Below are 17,584 nucleotides of genomic sequence, written 5' to 3'. Positions count from 1 at the left end.
TGGCGTTTTCCAGCGTTGCCAGTCAGCATGTCAACCTATATTGCTGCAGATTGAAAAAATTCAACCCGGTCTTTTTTGCTGCGGATATCGGCTTGCTTTTCAGCTTATCGCACTGATTAACGGCGTTTTTTAGCTGAGAACCGGCGCTTCCCGCCGCCAGCGTAAAGCCATTTTTACGCCCGGACCCTGAAACGCCCACACTCTACCTGATAAAATCTGATACGCAACTTAATTAGCATTTTGCCTGGGTTTACGCCACTTTTGCCGCTTTTTGCTACGCGAGCATATCCACAGGGTATTTGCGGTCAACGGCAACAGGCCAGTAATATAGAAGAGAATATGGGTCTGTCAAAATGGGATTAAATAATGAACGCCAAAACGTCACCGCTTTCACGTCAACAACTCATTGAAAAAGCGAATGCGCTGATCAGCGAACATGACGATTATTTTGCCGGGGTTAAGGTCAGCGAAGTCGAACAGAACGGGCAGCTGCTGGTGTTTCGCGGCGATTATTTTCTCGACGAGAATGGATTGCCAACGGCGAAAAGCACCGCGGTATTTAATATCTTTAAAGCGCTGACGGTAGCGCTGTCGGAAAAATATCATTTAGCGGAATGACGCCCGACCGGTAGCGCGCCGGGCGTCGCCGCAACATTACAGCAGCGGTTTATCGCCGCGCTGCCACAGTTTCATCAGCTGACGCGCGGCGCTGTCGGCGGCGCTCTGGGTAAAGCGCTCCAGCAGTTTTTTACGCCGCGTATAGCGCACGCTGATAACATTAAACTGCGCCATGCGCTCGATAATCAGATCGTCGCTGGTGCCCAGCGCGTCAATCAGCTGTTTTTCCAGCGCCTGGCTGCCGTACCAGTGTTCGCCGGTAGCGACCCGATCGATATCCAGCACCGGACGCATCTGCTGTACGAACTGCTTAAACAGCTGGTGCGTTTCGTTAAGATCTTCGCGGAATTTGTTACGTCCCTGCTCGGTGTTTTCGCCAAACAGCGTCAGCGTGCGCTTATATTCGCCCGCGGTATGCAGTTCAACATCGATATCGTTACGCTTGAGCAGGCGGTTAAAGTTCGGCACCTGCGCCACTACGCCGATCGAGCCGATAATGGCGAAAGGCGCGGCGACAATGCGATCGGCCACGCAGGCCATCATATATCCGCCGCTGGCGGCAACCTTATCTACCGCCACCGTTAACGGAATGCCCTTGTCGCGCAAGCGCTGCAGCTGCGAGGCCGCCAGCCCGTAGCCGTGTACTACGCCGCCGGGGCTTTCCAGCCGCAGCAGCACTTCATCCTGCGCGCGCGCTACCGCGGTAATCGCTGAAATCTCTTCACGCAGCGACGTGACTTCACCGGCATCCATGCTGCCGTTAAAATCCAGCACGTAAAGCGTTGGTTTACCATCCATACTGGAGAGTCCCTGCTTCGCCCGCTGTTTTGCCGCTTTCGCCTCCTGCTTCTGCTTTTTCTTTTCCGCCTTATGACGCAGCTTCTGCTCCTGCGGCGGCAGCGCTGCCAGCTGCATTTCGCTTTTCATTTCGCGGTAGCGCTCGTTGAGCTGGGTTACGTGCAGCTGTCCGGGCTGTCCACGCTTACGCTGGGTCACGTTGACCAAAATAAGAGCGACCGCAGCGATGGCCAGCACCACGGTAACCGCCTTTGCCAAAAATAATGCATACCAGAATAATAAATCCACTCGAACCGCCTTTGCTTATATCCTTGCTGAAACCAGAGCCGTAGTGTAACTGAGTCGTTTCACTTCGTCGCCTGTAAAGCAGCGCAGGCGCAGGAAATGGACGCGACGGCGTTGAACTGAAACCTTTTTTCAGGCATAACTCCCCCATTCGCTCTCCTCAGCCCCGTGCTGAGCTCTTACTCGCCGAGGAAGCCGTTTTGCATTATCAACCTAAAAGCGACCTGCTTAATCATCGAATTATTCTTGTCACCGGCGCCAGCGACGGTATCGGCCGGGAGGCGGCGTTAACCTATGCGCGCTACGGCGCGCAGGTTATCTTGCTGGGCCGTAACGCAGAAAAGCTGCAGCGCGTCAGCGATGAGATCGGCGCGCTGGGCAAGGCTGAACCGCTGGTTTGCCTGCTCGATCTGGCAACGGCGACGCCGGAAAGCTGCCGTGAGTTCGCCGGGCAGCTGGCGCAGCAGGTGCCGCGGCTGGATGGCGTATTGCACAACGCAGGCGTGCTGGGCGACATTGTGCCGCTCGCCGACCTGGCGCCGGCGATCTGGCAACAGGTAATGCGCGTTAACGTTGACGCCACCTTTTTCCTGACCCAGGCGCTGTTGCCGCTGCTGCTGAAATCGGAGGCGGGCTCGCTGGTCTTTACCAGTTCCAGCGTTGGCCGCACGGGGCGATCCGGCTGGGGCGCCTACGCGGTATCGAAATTCGCTACTGAAGGAATGATGCAGGTGCTGGCCGAAGAGTATAAAAACCGCAATCTGCGGGTGAACTGCATCAATCCGGGCGGCACCCGCACCAAAATGCGCGCCAGCGCCTTTCCCGATGAGGATGCCGCAAAGCTGAAAACGCCGGCGGAAATTATGCCGATCTATCTCTATCTGATGGGCGACGACAGCCGTCGCAAGACCGGCATCAGCTTTGACGCCCAGCCGGGACGCAAACCGGGGCCGGCGGAATAATGGCGCAAAACGATCGTCATCAACAGCGCCAGCAGCGCCTTAAACAGCAGGTAGAGGCGCGCATTGCCGCCGCCAGCGAAACGCGCGGCATTTTGCTGGTGTTTACCGGCAACGGCAAGGGCAAAACCACCGCCGCCTTCGGCACCGTGGCCCGCGCCGTCGGACACGGCCAAAAAGCGGGCGTGATTCAGTTTATCAAAGGCGAATGGCCCAACGGCGAACGTAATCTGCTGGAACCGCACGGCGTGGAATTTCAGGTAATGGCAACCGGCTTTACCTGGGATACGCAGGATCGCGAAAGCGACACTGCCGCCTGCCTGGCCGTCTGGCGGCACGGCAGGCGTATGCTGGCGGACGAAAACCTGGACCTGGTGCTGCTGGATGAGCTCACCTATATGGTGGCTTACAATTACCTGCCGCTGGAGGAGGTGCTGAGCGCGTTGCGCAACCGCCCGGCCCATCAGACGGTAATTATTACCGGACGCGGCTGCCATCGCGACATTATTGAACTGGCCGATACCGTCAGTGAAATGCGTGCGGTAAAACATGCGTTTGATGCCGGCGTCAGGGCGCAGATGGGGATCGATTATTAGCTGCCAGCCGCGCCAGCAGAGCGCGGTTAAGCGGCAGGCAGCGGCAATCCTCGCCGGGCGCCAGCTCGCTGTCGGGAAGGTTTTGCCGCGAGACAAAGCGCTTACGGTATTCAGTCGGCGTCAGGCCGCAATATTTATTAAAAGCGGCAATCAGGTATTTATGTTCCTGAAAGCCGCAGCTATGACTGATTTCGGTGATCGGCGTGCGCGTGTCGCGCAGCAGATTCCGCGCTTTGTTTAACCGTACCAGCGTCAAATACTCTTTAAAATTATAGCGGCTGACCTTTTTAAACAGCCGGGAAAACCATGAATAGCTCATGCCGCTGTGGCTGGCCACTTCGCTCAGCGTCAGCGGCCGATCGTAGTGCAGGTTAATATAGTCAATGCCCTTTTTGATCATCGACGCTTCGCGCAAAGAGCTTTCCGCGCGCTGCAACGGCTCTCCGGCCGCCGCCAGGGCATCCAGCAGCAGATAGATGGCCGCGATGCGCTGAAACGGCCGACGGTTATCAACCAGCTGTTCCAGCAGCGCGATTAATCGCTGCCGCACCGCGCAATCCGCAGCCCTGCTGGCGCGCCCGGCGGTACACCAGCTCAGCTGCAAAGCAGGGTGCATCTCATCAAACAGCCCCGGAGAAAACTGCACCGTCACCAGCTGGCTGGCCGCCATCTCCGCGCTGAGGGAGTGCACCTCCCCGGCGTTAAGGTACAGCATCTCCCCCTGGCCCAGCTCGACCTGCTGTTGCCCAACGCCCACCGTGAAACGGCCGCTCAGCACGGTAATCAGTTCAGGCGCCGCATGCCAGTGAGGCTCGCAGTAGCGGACCTCAGCGGCAAACACGTTCAGCTTCTCAGCATCGAAGGCGATCAGTTCGTAGCCGCTGTTTGCCGCCTGCTGCCCGACATGGGCGGCCGGGCGAGAATGAGTCGCTGAAAAAGGGAACATGCGTTACCTCCTGGCACTCTGTTTACGGCTAACCGGCCAGCACCGCATTGAGTTCATCACGCTCGATGTCCAGCGCCAGAAACTCGGTTAAAGAAGTCAGCAATCCGAAAACCATATCCGGCGCCAGACGAATCAGCTTTTCGCGCACCTGGGGTTCAGGTACTCCACTCTTCGCGGCGATCAGCGCCACTACGCGGGCGAAGGCTTCCGGCTGCTGAATCAGCTGCTGCAGAGAGTTATCATCGCGCAGCGGCAGGTAGCGCGCAGGGCAATCCACCTCAACGCTGGCGGACAGCGGCAGATCGCGCGATGAGGCGCCGACGAAAATTTGCCATTTTCCCGGCGTGATCACCCACTCCGCCAGGCCCGGATGATAACAGGCCAGATCGGCTATCGGCAGAGAGAGCGTAACGCGACGCGTCTCGCCGGCGGCCAGCGCCACTTTCGTGAAGGCTTTTAACGCCCGCACCTCGCGAATCAGCTCCCCGGCGGGAGCCGCCGCGTAGAGCTGGACAATCTCCTTACCTTCACGGTCGCCGCAGTTGGTCAAATCAAACGTCACGTTCAGCGTTTCCCCGGCGCCTATCCGACAGGCCGAAAGCGCTATATTGTCATAGGCAAAGCGGGTATAGCTCAGGCCGAAACCAAACGGGAACTGCGGCGTAAGCTGGCGTTTATCATAATAGCGGTAGCCGACAAACAAACCTTCACCATAATAGTGGCGCAGATTTTCACCGGGATAGTGCAGCCACGCCGGCGTCTCTTCCAGCGTATTCGGCATCGTCACGGTAAGTTTGCCGCACGGATTGCGCTTGCCGAACAGGATTTCCGCTACCGCGCGCCCCATTCCCTGCCCGGCAAAAAACGTCTCCAGCAGCGCCCGGCATTCGCCCAGCCACGGCATGACCACCGCATCGCTGTTAGCAAGCACCACTACCAGATTTGGCTGTACCGCCGCAACTTCATGTATCAGACGCTCATGAACCGGCAAAATATTCAGATCCTGACGATCGCCGTTTTCGCCATCTTCGCCTACCGCAGTACTGACGAATACCAGCGCGACATCGGCAGCCTGCGCCGCTTCGCGCGCCTGAGCAAGCGCCTGCTCATCGCAGTGCGTATCATCCGGGGCGCCGATCGCCCACGAGACGTGAAATTCATCGCCGGCGAGGTCGAAAATTTCATCCAGCGGGCGATCCAGTAAATAAGGCACCGTCGTCGCGCAGCCGGAGCCCTGAATCACCGGTTCCTGCGCAGGCTTGCCGATCACCGCGATGCGCGGCGTTTTCCGTGCATCCAGCGGCAGCAGATCGCCTTCATTTTTCAACAAGACAATAGATTCTGCCGCTAAACGCTGCGACAAAGCGTGATGGGCGGCAAAATCCGCGCGGGTCTGCGGGCGACGATGGCGCTTAACTTTATCCACCAGCTGCAGCATGCGCAGGCAGGCGCGATCCACGACTTCCATCGGCACTTCCCCAGACGCTATCGCCGCCAGCAGCGTCTGTTTATCGCGACGCGTTTCCGGCATCGCCAGATCGTTGCCCGCCAACAGCGACGCCGGACGATCCTTGATGCCGTACCAGTCAGACATTACCAACCCGTCATAGCCCCATTCGTCGCGCAGCACCTGAGTAAGCAAAAACGGGTCCTGCGAGGTTTGCACGCCGTTGAGGCGATTATAAGAGGACATCACCGTCCAGGGCTGCGATTTAGCAATCGCCCGCTGAAAGCCGGCCAGGTAGATTTCACGCAGCGCCCGCTCTTCGATAATCGAATCCATTTCGGTACGACGGTATTCAGAATTATTCGCGGCAAAATGTTTCAGGCTGGCGCCGACGCCCTCTTCCTGCAGCCCGTTAATTAACGCGGCGGCAAGATCGCCGCTGACTACCGGATCTTCCGCATAATATTCGTAGCCGCGCCCCGCCAGCGGCGTACGGCGAATGTTAATGCCCGGCCCCAGCAGAATATCCACGCCCATCTGCTGGCATTCGCGCCCCAGCGCCTGGCCCATTTGCCGCACCAGCTCTACATCCCAGCTACAGGCCAGGCTGGAACCGTTCGGAAAACAGGTCGCCGGCAGCGAGGCGCTGAACAGCGCTTCGCTTCCTCCCTTCGTCGCTTCTTCTTTCACGCTGGCCTGTCCGGCGCTTTGAGTGATAACCGAAATAAAGTCATCCATACTCCACTTCTCTTCGCCATCGATTTGCGCGCTGCTGTAGCGTACCCCGTAGGTGCCATCGGTCATCACAATATCGCTGATACCATGCTGCGGCAGCGACGCCGTGCGCCACAACCCGCTGCCGGTCAGCAGCGCCACTTTTTCCTCTGCCGTCATCGCGGCAATAGTGCTATGGAAATCACCGTTCATTTTTTATCTCCCTGAGGTTAAAGCGCGTTTTGCTTACGCAGGCTAATTTTTTGCACGATATCGCGGTAGGTCTTCTCATCCAGCGTATAACAGGCGACGAAGATGGCGCTGACAGCAAACATCGCGCCGGGGAACAGCGTCATCAGCACGTTGATGCCGTTAATCGCGCTGGCGGTAATATGCCCGGCATCGTAGTGATAGAAATCAAGCATCCAGCCCGCACAGCCGCCGCCGATAGCCATCGCAATTTTGGTAATGAAATTAAAGAAGCCGTAGATCGCCCCTTCCGAGCGTACCCCGTGATGCCATTCAGCATACTCTACGGTGTCCGCGATCATTGACCACATGGCGACAAACCCCATCCCCAGCGTAATACTGTAGAGACAGACTCCGGTCATAATCAGCCAGATATTATTGCCGGCGATAAAATATTGCATCAGCATTCCCAGCACGCCAATCAATAACGCCAGCAGCGTCATACGCTTTTTACCCATTAGCGCAATGGCTTTTTCAGAAATAATGGTTCCAGTAATATAAGCCGCAGACTGAATGATAAAGAAGGTAGCGGTAAAACTTTCGCTGCCGATAATATATTTAATAAAGTAAATGGCAATCGCCATCCATACGGTATAGGCGATATAGAAGAATACGGTAAATAACGACAGATGGATCAGCGGCGTATTGCCTAATACCGCGCGCAACATTTCGCGCAGCGTCGGCGCGCTCGCCTCTTCCTCTGCGCCTACCCGCTCTTTGGTCATCCCGAAACAGGCAAGAAACATAAAGGTGGCCAGCAGCGCAAAACAGGAGACGGCGAAAACATAACCGAGCTGTTTATTGTGGAACGGGGAAATCAGCAGGTCAGCCGTTGTCGAGACAATCAGATAACCGACGATCGCCAGCACAAAACGATAGACTGAAAGCGACGAACGTGAGGCTTCGTGCTGCGTCAGGCGGTTGGTTAACGCCGAATAAGGCGTGTTGACCGCGGTATAGGCAAGGCAATAAAGGGTATAGGAGGCCAGCGCAAAATAAAATTTCGCCTCTCCGCCGAACGGCATAAAACAGAGCACGGTTAAAAAACCCAGCGGCACCGAACCATATAATAACCAAGGACGCAATTTACCATATCTACTCTGCGTTTTATCGATGGCAAAACCAATCAAAATATTAAAAACCGCGTCAATCACTCGTGCGATAACAAATATCGCACTGGCCTGCACCGCGCTGATGCCGTAAATATTGGTGTAGAAAAACAGTAAAAATAAAGAAACAAAGCCAAATGACAGATTAGAAGCAAAATCACCCAGCCCATAACCTGTTTTTTCTTTAACGCCGATGATCACATAGCTTGCCGATAATTTCGCTGCGCTCTCCATTCCAGGTTCCCTGTTTTAGCTATCAGAGCCGACAGTATATGACGCAGCCTGGCGTATCACTTTGCGTTATTTGTCCGTGCAATTCCTGTTTCTTGTCTTTAGGCGAAAGTGTGAAAAACATCACAGGCGAAGGGAGTGGAAAAGAAAGCGTTCCGGCGTCAGCCCGCCGGAACCGCTATTTAACCGTTACTCTTGTTACGCGTGCTGGAGCGACGGCTGGCGTTATTGCCCTGACGCACATTGCCCACCTGCGCATGGCGCTTCACGGCGCGACGAATCTGGTTCGCCTTAGTACGACGGCGATCTTTTTCCACCGGCACTTTACTTACGCTTTCCGGCGGCAGGCCCACCAGCTCGCGCAGATAGTTAACCGGCGCCAGATCCAGCTCCGTCCAGCCGCCGCGCGGCAGGCCTTTCGGCAGAGTGATATCGCCGTAGCGCACGCGAATCAGGCGGCTTACCTGTACGCCGGCCGCTTCCCACAGACGGCGCACTTCACGGTTGCGCCCTTCGGTCAGGGTGACGTTGTACCACTGGTTCATCCCTTCGCCGCCGGTGAATTTAATGGTGCGGAACGAGGCCGGACCATCTTCCAGCTGCACGCCCAGGCTGAGCTGACGAATTTTCGCATCGTCAACCTGACCAAACACGCGCACCGCATATTCGCGTTCAACCTCACGGCTGGGGTGCATCAGGCGATTAGCCAGCTCGCCGTCGGTGGTAAACAGCAGTAAACCACAGGTGTTGACGTCCAGTCGCCCAACGGCAATCCAGCGCGCGCCGCGTAAACGCGGCAGACGATCGAAAACGGTAGGCCGGCCTTCCGGATCGTTGCGGGTGCACAGCTCGCCTTCCGGCTTATAGTAAGCCAGTACGCGACAGACCTGCTGGGAGGATTCACTGATGGAGACGATATGCCCATCAATACGGATTTTTACCATAGCGTTGGGTTCGATACGGTCGCCCAACGTTGCCAGTTTGCCATCGACGCTAATGCGTCCGGCGGAGATCATTGCTTCGATTTCGCGACGGGAGCCGTGCCCGGCCCGCGCCAATACTTTTTGTAACTTTTCGCTCATTGAGCGGCCTCGCTGTCGCCTTCACAGGCGTCGGTGGGAAAATAAAATCTTTTAATTTCAATGGATTAAAACCAAACATCATTGCCATTATACATTGTTTTTATTAGCGTGTAACCCTCGTTGTCGCCACAGCTGAAAGAAATCAACAGTCACCATAAAAAATAGATGGGAAAGATTATTTGTTGATTGTGAGGCACAGTCAGGACTCCACTATTCCTGCTGAAATTTGCCAGCAGAGCTAATAATATAAAATGCAGATTTCAAAAAAGTAATGATGCTTTATTCACATTGCTGAATAATTGATCGCTTCTGCTTCACCTGATATAACTGACATATCGTTGATTCAGCCATTTCATTTATTCGCTATAGCAACAGGAAAACTCACATACATTTACCATGGATGCTAATCAAAATAGCTTTCAGGAAACACTCTTAGCAGAAATAAAATTTATTATGGATAAGTAGTAAAACTTAGGTTTTTCCCAACACTATTGATTAATCATACGTAAAACACATAATTGTCCCACTGCCAGCAAACACAATGGTTATCGGCAGTGAAAAAATAAATATTATTCTATTAAGGGGAAAAACATGCGTGAATTAACTCAAATCGAATCTCAGCAAATTTCTGGTGCAGTGGTTGCATCAATGGAAGAAGCACTGGAAGGTTTCCTGTGGGGATTAGGTGACGGCGCGATGACCGGCATGTCTATTGCGGGTAAATTTGGGGGAGCAGGCGGATTTATCATTGGCGGGATCGCCCAGCTCGTTGGCTATGCGCTTACGCCGTTTATCGGTGGTATTATTGGCGGGATCGGTGGCGCAATTTTCGGGCGCGATATGATTGCAGATACGTTGGCTCATTACCGTGAATCTGTTGGTACCGGAAATGTTTCTCACTCACTGTTCAGCTAATAAAACTGATATTGCCATACAGAGAGGTAGATCTGATATTTTGATCGTCAACCTCTGTCGGCAAGCATTACAGCTTTTTAGCATAAAGTTATAACAGTGATGACTCTTTCCTCATAAACCCAGTAATTTATCGGTGGTTTATGGGGAAATTCAATCAGTGGGAATACTGCCTCCAGCGAAATAACTCTTAAGAGTTATCCCATAACCTATCCCGACAAATCGATACAGCCCAAATCCCGGCGCTGAAAAAACGGGTAATCCGCTAAGCGGCTACTGAACATAAAAATATAATCCCTCCTTATCATCAACCAAAGACTGTAGTTTTCTGTATTGCTACCGATAACCCTGTCAGGCTTTTAACGACTGCCGCTAACCGGCGGGCGTGCAGAAACACCTGAATCAAGGCTCAGTTGTTTCTGATACGACAACGGGTAAAATAGTTGTGGTTCAAAAAAATACAAATACGCCTCATCAGAAGGCGACATTTTATATCTCAATAAAAATTTTTCCGGTTTGTTACAAAATCACGCCGATACCAATCGGCATTCGGCGCTAACGCAGGCGCCTGACTTGTACGCCATTCATCTTCACCAGGGATTTATCGGCGTACCCTAAAGGCTATTAACCCAATGAAAAACCGTGTTTTACTGGCAACGGCGGCGACGCTGTTGCTGTCAGGCTGCTCAGTCGGCCACTATGAATACAGCCGCGAGGCGATGAAGCGGGTGGATATGAACTTTACCGGCATTCCTACCGTTTTAGGCCTTGGCACGCTCGGCACCAGCATTCCCCTGACGCCTGAATATAGCCTGACGGCGGCGCACGTGGCCAAATATTCGGTGCAGCGGGTGAAGGCCTGGCACCCATACTGCGATCTGGCGATCGTGTATCATAAAAACGAGATGAAAACGCTGCCGGTGTTTCGTCCCAGCCGTATCGGCGACAGCGTGAAGATGTATGGCTACAGCTTTATCTCTGCGATGCCGGTTGCTTCCAGCGGCGTCAACCTCGCCCGTACCGCTATCCGCAACGACTGGAATAAAGCGCCCTGCATGGCGATGGCCTCCAATGCGGGCGTAGTTCAGGGTATGTCAGGCGGGGCTGTCTATAATCAGGATGATTCGATTGGCGGCGTTATTATTGGCTACAGCAATGAAATAAAAAACCGCCGCAGCAATAAGGTGATCCTGAAGGATGTATCGCTTTATATTCCTTACGCTGATTTTAAAGCCTGGCTTGACGCTTCAATTGCGGGATAAAACGACCGGCCTTGCGCCGGTCGGCTGTTAGCGGAAGGGACGGCTGTCGCCCACGCCTTCACGCACCACTTCCGGCGTATCGCTGGTGAGATCGATAACCGTGGTCGGCTGCTGTCCCAGCGTACCGCCGTCAACAATCAGATCCACCAGCTTGCCGATGCGATCCTGAATCTCCTCCGGATCGGACTCGGTAAAGTCATTTCCCGGCAGCATCAGCGAGGTGGACATCATCGGCTCGTTCAGCGCCTCCAGCAGCGCCAGCGCTACCGCATTGGAGGGCACGCGCAGCCCGATGGTTTTACGCTTATCGTTCATCAGGCGGCGCGGTACCTCTTTAGTGCCCTTCAGAATAAAGGTGTAGCTGCCCGGCGTGTTGTTTTTAATCAGGCGAAACGCGCTGTTATCCACGTGCGCATAGGTTGAGAGTTCGGAAAGATCGCGGCACACCAGAGTGAAGTTATGGTTGCCGTCGAGCTGGCGAATGCGGCAAATGCGCTCCATGGCGTTTTTATCTTCCAGCCGACAGCCCAGCGCATAGCCGGAATCGGTAGGATAAACAATCACGCCCCCTTTATTCAGCGCATCCACAGCCTGACTAATCAGGCGCGGCTGGGGATTATCGGGATGAATATGAAAAATCTGACTCATAGCTAACCTCTTATCACCTCTCCGCAGAGGGCATCAGGGATGGAAAGCGGTTCCAAACGGCCTCTACGCCGCCCGGCAGCCACAGCTTTCTGCCCAGCTCGATCCACGGACAGGGTTGATGAAAATCGGAGCCCTGGGAGCCGGCAAGCTGATACTCCTGCGCATAGCGTCCCAGCTGGCTGCGTTCGTTTGGCGACTGCTGGCACTGCGCCACCTCCATCGCATCGCCTCCGCTTTCGGCAAAATGCGCAATCAGGCGCTTCAGCCATTTAGCAGAGAGATCGTAGCGACCGGGATGCGCCAACACCGCATAACCGCCAGAATGATGAATAGCATCAACGGCTTGTTTAATTGTACACCATTGTGGCGGCGCATAGCCGGTTTTACCGCGCGCCAGATAGTGCTTAAACACCTGCACCATATTGTCCGCTTTGCCCTGCGCAATCAGCCAGCGGGCAAAATGTCCGCGCGTTATCGCGCCGCCCTCCGCCAGCGCCAGCGCGCCTGCCAGCGCGCCGGGAAGATGCGCTTTTTCCAGCCGTTCGCCCATTAGCTGCGCGCGCGCCAGCCGGCAGGCCGTCTGCCCGGCTAAAAATTCAGTCATTGCCGGATGAACGGGATCGATTCCCAGTCCAACAATATGGATTTCATGATTTTCCCACAGCGTGGAGGCCTCCACGCCGTTAATCAGATGCAGCGGCAGCTGATGCGCGGCAATCGCTTCTCTGGCGGCGGCCAGCCCCGCCACGCTGTCATGATCGGTGATCGCCAGTACGCCGACGCGCATCTCAACGGCGCGCTGCACCAGCGCTTCCGGCGTCAGTAAACCGTCAGACGCGCGGGTATGGCTGTGCAGATCATAAACAGGAAAGGCGCTTATCGCCGTTGTCGCGGTCAAAATAACTCCTGAGAAACAAATAAAGTCAGGCGCATCATAGCGGATTAACCGCCCTATAAAAAAGTATTGACATTCAGAGCCTGAACCAGTTAACTAGTACACAAGTTCACGCAAGGGTAGATATGATGATGACGTTCAGTCAGAACCTGATGTTTTGCTGGTGGCGCGCTTCTGCGGAAGGGCGACGACATCACGCATCTGTACTCATCATATGCTGATACCTGAGCCCGCCGAAGCGGGCTTTTTTTTTGAGCGCAATTCAGAGAACCGATTATGTCGAATGCAAAACCACAATTAAAACTGATTACCGGCTCGGCGCCCTACCGCGAAGATCCTGCCGCGGTTTTTCATCAGCTGTGCGGCGCACGTCCGGCGACTCTGCTGCTGGAATCAGCGGATATCGACAGCAAGCGTAACCTGAAAAGCCTGCTGATCGTCGACAGCGCGCTGCGCATTACCGCGTTGGGCAATCAGGTAACGGTGCAGGCGCTGTCGGAAAACGGCGGACAGCTGTTGCCGCTGCTGGACGCCGCGCTGCCGGAGGCGGTGGAGAATCATCTCCACCCTGACAGCCGGACGCTGGTATTTCCCGCTACCGACGCCGCTCAGGATGAAGATTCACGGCTGAAATCGCTGTCGGTATTCGACGCGCTGCGCCTGATTTCACAACTGGTAGCCGCGCCGCAGCACGAGCGCGAGGCCATGCTGCTCGGCGGGCTGTTCGCCTACGATCTGGTAGCGGACTTTGAGCCGCTGCCTGAACTGCGCAACGATCAACGCTGCCCCGACTACTGCTTTTACCTGGCGGAAACGCTGCTGGTGCTGGATCATCAGCAGCAAAGCGCGCGCCTGCAGGCCAGCCTGTTCGCCCCGTCAACCGGCGAGTTTCAGCGTCTGCAGCGCCGCCTGCGCCAGCTGCATGAGCAAATGCTGCAGCCTGCTCAGCCGCTGCCGGTACAGCGCGTCGACCAGATGGCGTTAAGCTGCAGCCAGAGCGATGAAGCCTACTGCGAGGTGGTGCGCACCATGCAGCAGGCGATTCGCTGCGGCGAAATTTTCCAGGTGGTGCCGTCACGTCGCTTCTCCCTGCCCTGTCCTTCGCCGCTGGCGGCCTACGCCACATTAAAAAGTCATAATCCCAGCCCCTATATGTTTTTTATGCAGGACCGCGACTTCACTCTGTTCGGCGCCTCGCCGGAAAGCTCGCTGAAATATGATGCCGCCTCCCGGCAAATTGAGATCTACCCCATCGCCGGCTCCCGCCCGCGCGGGCGTCATGCCGACGGATCGCTGGATCGCGATCTGGACAGTCGTATCGAGCTGGAGATGCGCACCGACCATAAAGAGCTGGCGGAACATCTGATGCTGGTAGATCTGGCGCGTAACGATCTGGCGCGCATCTGCGAGCCCGGCAGCCGTTATGTGGCCGATCTGACCAAGGTGGATCGCTACACCTTTATTATGCATCTGGTATCACGCGTGGTGGGCACGCTGCGGCACGATCTCGACGTGCTGCATGCTTACCGCGCCTGTATGAATATGGGGACGCTGAGCGGCGCGCCGAAAGTACGCGCCATGCAGCTGATTGCCGGCGTCGAAGGCACGCGCCGCGGCGCCTACGGCGGAGCCGTCGGCTACTTTACCGGCAGCGGCGATCTCGATACCTGCATCGTTATCCGGTCGGCTTACGTCGAAGACGGCATCGCCACCGTACAGGCTGGCGCGGGCGTGGTGCTGGATTCGCAGCCGCAGGCGGAAGCGGACGAAAGCCGCAACAAAGCGCGCGCCGTACTGCGCGCCATTGCCAGCGCCCATCACTGCGAGGAGAGTTTCTGATGGCCGATATCCTGCTGCTCGATAATATCGATTCTTTTACCTGGAACCTCGTCGATCAGCTACGCGCCTTTGGTCATCGCGTAGTGATTTACCGTAATACCGTGGCGGTCGATACCCTGATAGCGCGGCTGCAACAGATGGAAACGCCGATACTGATGCTGTCGCCCGGTCCCGGTACGCCATCGGCAGCGGGCTGTATGCCCGCGCTGCTGCAGCGGCTGCGCGGACAGCTGCCGATTATCGGCATCTGCCTTGGCCATCAGGCGATTGTGGAGGCTTATGGCGGGCGCGTCGGCCAGGCGGGCGAAATACTGCACGGTAAAGCCTCGGCGATTCATCACGACCGGCAGGCGATGTTCGCCGGCTTAAGCAACCCGTTACCGGTAGCGCGCTATCACTCGCTGGCAGGCAGCGATATCCCCGCCGGGCTGACGGTCAACGCCACTTACAACGGGATGGTGATGGCGGTACGGCACGATGCCGACCGGGTGTGCGGTTTTCAGTTCCACCCCGAATCTATTCTGACCACGCAGGGCGCGCGCCTGCTGGAACAAACTCTGGCCTGGGCGCTGGCATAAGCGGAGGAGCACGCGATGCAACATATTCTGGAGAAGTTATATCAGGCGCAGCCCCTGACGCAGGCGGAAAGCCACCAGCTGTTTACGGCGATCGTTACCGGCCAGCTGGAGCCGACGCAGCTGGCGGCGGTGCTGATAGCGATGAAAGTCCGCGGCGAGCGCCCGGAGGAAATTGCCGGCGCAGCGTCGGCGCTGCTGGCCGACGCGCGGCCCTTTCCGCGCCCCGGCTACGCCTTTGCCGATATCGTCGGCACCGGCGGCGACGGCAGCAACAGTATTAATATCTCCACCGCCAGCGCCTTTGTCGCCGCCGCCTGCGGTTTAAAAGTGGCGAAGCATGGCAACCGCAGCGTATCCAGCAAGTCCGGTTCATCCGATCTGCTGGCGGCCTTCGGCATCAGTCTCGATCTGCCGGCGGAAAAGGCGCGGCAGGCGCTGGATGACCTTAACGTCTGTTTTCTGTTTGCTCCGCAGTATCACACCGGTTTCCGTCATGCGATGCCGGTTCGCCAGCAGCTTAAAACCCGGACGCTGTTTAACGTGCTGGGACCGCTGATCAACCCGGCGCGCCCGCCGCTGGCGGTGATCGGCGTCTACAGCCCGGAGCTGGTACTGCCAATCGCGGAAACGCTGCGCGTGCTGGGCTATCAGCGCGCGGCGGTGGTACACGGCGGCGGCATGGATGAAATTGCGGTACACAGCGCCACGCAGGTGGCGGAGCTGCGCGACGGCGACATTACCAGTTATCAGCTGACGCCGGAGGATTTCGGCCTGCCTTATCATCCTAAAGAGGCGCTGGCGGGCGGCACCCCGGAAGAAAACCGTGACATTCTGGCGCAATTGCTCCAGGGTAAAGGCGAACGCGCGCACCAGCATGCGGTAGCGGCTAACGTAGCTATGCTATTGAAAATATTCGGCAATGAAGATTTACGCGAGAACGCCCAACGGGCGCTGAGCGCTATCGCCAGCGGCCAGGCCTATGAACGCGTGGTCGCATTAGCAGCAAGAGGCTAAAGATGCAGGAAACCGTACTGAATCATATCGTCAGAGATAAAGCGCTATGGATCGAACAGCGTAAACAGGCGCAGCCGCTCGCATCATTTCAGCAGCAGCTGACGCCTTCCACACGCAGCTTTTATCATGCGCTTCAGGGCGCGCGCACCGCCTTTATTCTGGAGTGTAAGAAGGCTTCGCCTTCCAAAGGGGTCATCCGCGCGGATTTCGATCCGCTGGCAATCGCGCAGGTTTATAAAGATTACGCCTCGGCGGTTTCGGTGCTTACCGATGAGAAATATTTTCAGGGCAGCTTCGATTTTTTACCGCTGGTGAGCGCGGCTATCACCCAGCCGGTGCTGTGCAAAGATTTTATTATCGATCCCTTTCAGATCTATCTGGCGCGCCACTATCAGGCGGATGCGATTTTGCTGATGCTGTCGGTGCTGGATGATGAGCAGTACCGCGCGCTGGCTGCCGTCGCACACAGCCTGGAGATGGGTATCCTGACCGAGATAAGTAACGAAGCGGAGCTGGAACGCGCGCTGGCGCTGGACGCGAAAGTGGTGGGCATCAATAACCGCAACCTGCGCGATCTGTCGGTTGATATCGATCGTACGCGCCAGCTGGCGCCGCGCCTCGGACACGGCGTAACGGTGATTAGCGAATCGGGCATTAACAGCTATGCACAGGTGCGTGAGCTCAGCCGCTTTGCCAACGGCTTTTTGATCGGCTCAGCGCTGATGGGCGAAGAGAACCTGCATCTGGCGGTGCGGCGCGTGCTGTTTGGCGAGAACAAAATATGCGGCCTGACCAAACCCGCAGATGCGCAGGCGGCCTGGCAGGCGGGCGCGGTTTACGGCGGACTGATTTTCGCCGCCGGCTCGCCGCGTCAGCTGACGCTCGCCCAGGCGCAGCAGATCGCGGCCGCCGCGCCGCTCAGCTACGTCGGCGTGTTTCGCGATGCCGCCATTAGTGACATTGTCACTTGTGCAGAAACGCTGCAACTCTGTGCGGTTCAGCTGCACGGCGATGAAGATCAGGCCTGTATCGATGCGCTGCGCCTGCGCCTGCCGCAAAATACGGCGATCTGGAAAGCGCTGCGCGTCGGCGATACGCTGCCGCCGCGTAATTTGCAGCAGGTTTCACGCTACGTGCTGGATAACGGCGCCGGCGGCACGGGGCAGCATTTCGACTGGACGCTGCTGGCGGGCCAGCCGCTGGATAACGTGCTGCTGGCGGGCGGGCTGAGCGCGGATAACTGCGTTTCCGCCGCGCAGCTGGGCTGCGCCGGACTCGATTTTAATTCCGGCGTTGAAAGCGCGCCGGGCGTCAAGGATGCAGAAAAAATCGCCGCCGTGTTGCAAACGCTGCGCGCCTACTGAAATAACGCCCGCGGGCTGCGGGCGGCTAAAAGGAAAAC

14 protein-coding genes, 1 pseudogene and 1 other annotated feature are annotated in these 17,584 nt (G+C 56.5%); of the genes and pseudogenes, 8 read left to right on the top strand and 7 right to left on the bottom strand.

The features are described 5' to 3' along the window. Positions 1 to 366 precede the first annotated feature (366 nt). Positions 367 to 618, top strand: coding sequence for a DUF2498 family protein (locus FKM52_RS06805; RefSeq protein WP_141175440.1), 252 nt, complete (start codon positions 367 to 369; stop codon positions 616 to 618). Between the two features lie 36 nt (positions 619 to 654). Here FKM52_RS06805 and sohB read toward each other — a convergent pair whose 3' ends face one another. Continuing rightward, on the bottom strand, positions 655 to 1,704 hold the full coding sequence (sohB, locus tag FKM52_RS06800) for a protease SohB (protein WP_141175439.1): 1,050 nt from the start codon (positions 1,702 to 1,704) through the stop codon (positions 655 to 657). A gap of 197 nt (positions 1,705 to 1,901) precedes the next feature. Here sohB and FKM52_RS06795 point away from each other — a divergent pair, with 197 nt between their 5' ends. Next, positions 1,902 to 2,663 carry a YciK family oxidoreductase gene (locus FKM52_RS06795; RefSeq protein WP_141175438.1) on the top strand — a complete coding sequence of 254 codons (762 nt, stop codon included), beginning with the start codon at positions 1,902 to 1,904 and terminating at the stop codon, positions 2,661 to 2,663. Beyond that, complete coding sequence (gene cobO / locus FKM52_RS06790; RefSeq protein WP_141175437.1) at positions 2,663 to 3,256, top strand: cob(I)yrinic acid a,c-diamide adenosyltransferase; 594 nt, start codon at positions 2,663 to 2,665, stop codon at positions 3,254 to 3,256. The genes FKM52_RS06795 and cobO overlap by 1 nt, the downstream gene beginning before the upstream one ends. On the opposite strand, the gene FKM52_RS06785 is transcribed toward cobO, so the two are convergent. The 4 genes from FKM52_RS06785 to rluB form a co-directional block, all read right to left on the bottom strand. Next, positions 3,228 to 4,202: an AraC family transcriptional regulator gene (locus FKM52_RS06785; RefSeq protein ID WP_141175436.1), complete on the bottom strand. Its 975-nt coding sequence runs from the start codon at positions 4,200 to 4,202 to the stop codon at positions 3,228 to 3,230. The genes cobO and FKM52_RS06785 overlap by 29 nt on opposite strands. Positions 4,203 to 4,230: 28 nt before the next feature. Then, positions 4,231 to 6,576: a beta-glucosidase family protein gene (locus FKM52_RS06780; RefSeq protein WP_141175435.1), complete on the bottom strand. Its 2,346-nt coding sequence runs from the start codon at positions 6,574 to 6,576 to the stop codon at positions 4,231 to 4,233. A gap of 17 nt (positions 6,577 to 6,593) precedes the next feature. Further along, positions 6,594 to 7,955, bottom strand: a complete 1,362-nt coding sequence (locus FKM52_RS06775) for an MFS transporter (protein WP_141175434.1) — start codon at positions 7,953 to 7,955, stop codon at positions 6,594 to 6,596. Positions 7,956 to 8,134: 179 nt separating this feature from the next. Continuing rightward, positions 8,135 to 9,034 (bottom strand): 23S rRNA pseudouridine(2605) synthase RluB, encoded by a 900-nt coding sequence (rluB, locus tag FKM52_RS06770; protein ID WP_141175433.1) that lies wholly within the window; start codon positions 9,032 to 9,034, stop codon positions 8,135 to 8,137. 591 nt (positions 9,035 to 9,625) lie between these two features. On the opposite strand from rluB, the gene FKM52_RS06765 reads away from it, so the two are divergent. Further along, complete coding sequence (locus tag FKM52_RS06765) at positions 9,626 to 9,949, top strand: DUF5862 family protein (RefSeq protein ID WP_141175432.1); 324 nt, start codon at positions 9,626 to 9,628, stop codon at positions 9,947 to 9,949. Positions 9,950 to 10,578: 629 nt separating this feature from the next. Continuing rightward, positions 10,579 to 11,208 carry a trypsin-like peptidase domain-containing protein gene (locus FKM52_RS06760; RefSeq protein ID WP_141175431.1) on the top strand — a complete coding sequence of 210 codons (630 nt, stop codon included), beginning with the start codon at positions 10,579 to 10,581 and terminating at the stop codon, positions 11,206 to 11,208. A 27-nt stretch (positions 11,209 to 11,235) separates the two neighbouring features. Here the strand turns inward: FKM52_RS06760 and FKM52_RS06755 are convergent, their stop codons facing one another. Then, positions 11,236 to 11,856: an L-threonylcarbamoyladenylate synthase gene (locus tag FKM52_RS06755; RefSeq protein ID WP_141175430.1), complete on the bottom strand. Its 621-nt coding sequence runs from the start codon at positions 11,854 to 11,856 to the stop codon at positions 11,236 to 11,238. A 13-nt stretch (positions 11,857 to 11,869) separates the two neighbouring features. Further along, the gene (gene rnm, locus FKM52_RS06750) at positions 11,870 to 12,754 is read right to left on the bottom strand and encodes an RNase RNM (RefSeq protein WP_141175429.1); all 885 of its coding nucleotides are present in this window, start codon (positions 12,752 to 12,754) and stop codon (positions 11,870 to 11,872) included. 152 nt (positions 12,755 to 12,906) lie between these two features. Continuing rightward, positions 12,907 to 13,003: a sequence feature (Trp leader region), on the top strand. 24 nt (positions 13,004 to 13,027) lie between these two features. Between rnm and FKM52_RS06745 the strand changes: the two genes are divergently transcribed. The 3 genes and pseudogenes from FKM52_RS06745 (at position 13,028) to trpCF (ending at position 17,546) form a co-directional block, all read left to right on the top strand. Further along, positions 13,028 to 14,590 (top strand): anthranilate synthase component 1, encoded by a 1,563-nt coding sequence (locus FKM52_RS06745; protein ID WP_141175428.1) that lies wholly within the window; start codon positions 13,028 to 13,030, stop codon positions 14,588 to 14,590. Further along, positions 14,590 to 16,182, top strand: a pseudogene (gene trpD, locus FKM52_RS21930) (bifunctional anthranilate synthase glutamate amidotransferase component TrpG/anthranilate phosphoribosyltransferase TrpD). The gene FKM52_RS06745 and the pseudogene trpD overlap by 1 nt, the downstream one beginning before the upstream one ends. Positions 16,183 to 16,184: 2 nt before the next feature. Further along, on the top strand, positions 16,185 to 17,546 hold the full coding sequence (gene trpCF / locus FKM52_RS06730; protein ID WP_141175425.1) for a bifunctional indole-3-glycerol-phosphate synthase TrpC/phosphoribosylanthranilate isomerase TrpF: 1,362 nt from the start codon (positions 16,185 to 16,187) through the stop codon (positions 17,544 to 17,546). Positions 17,547 to 17,584 lie beyond the last annotated feature (38 nt).

Source organism: Mixta tenebrionis (assembly GCF_006517625.1).
In the GTDB taxonomy this organism is placed as follows: Bacteria; Pseudomonadota; Gammaproteobacteria; order Enterobacterales; family Enterobacteriaceae; genus Mixta; species Mixta tenebrionis.
Note: the sequence above shows the minus strand (reverse complement) of the source record. Positions and strands in the feature narration are given on the sequence as shown.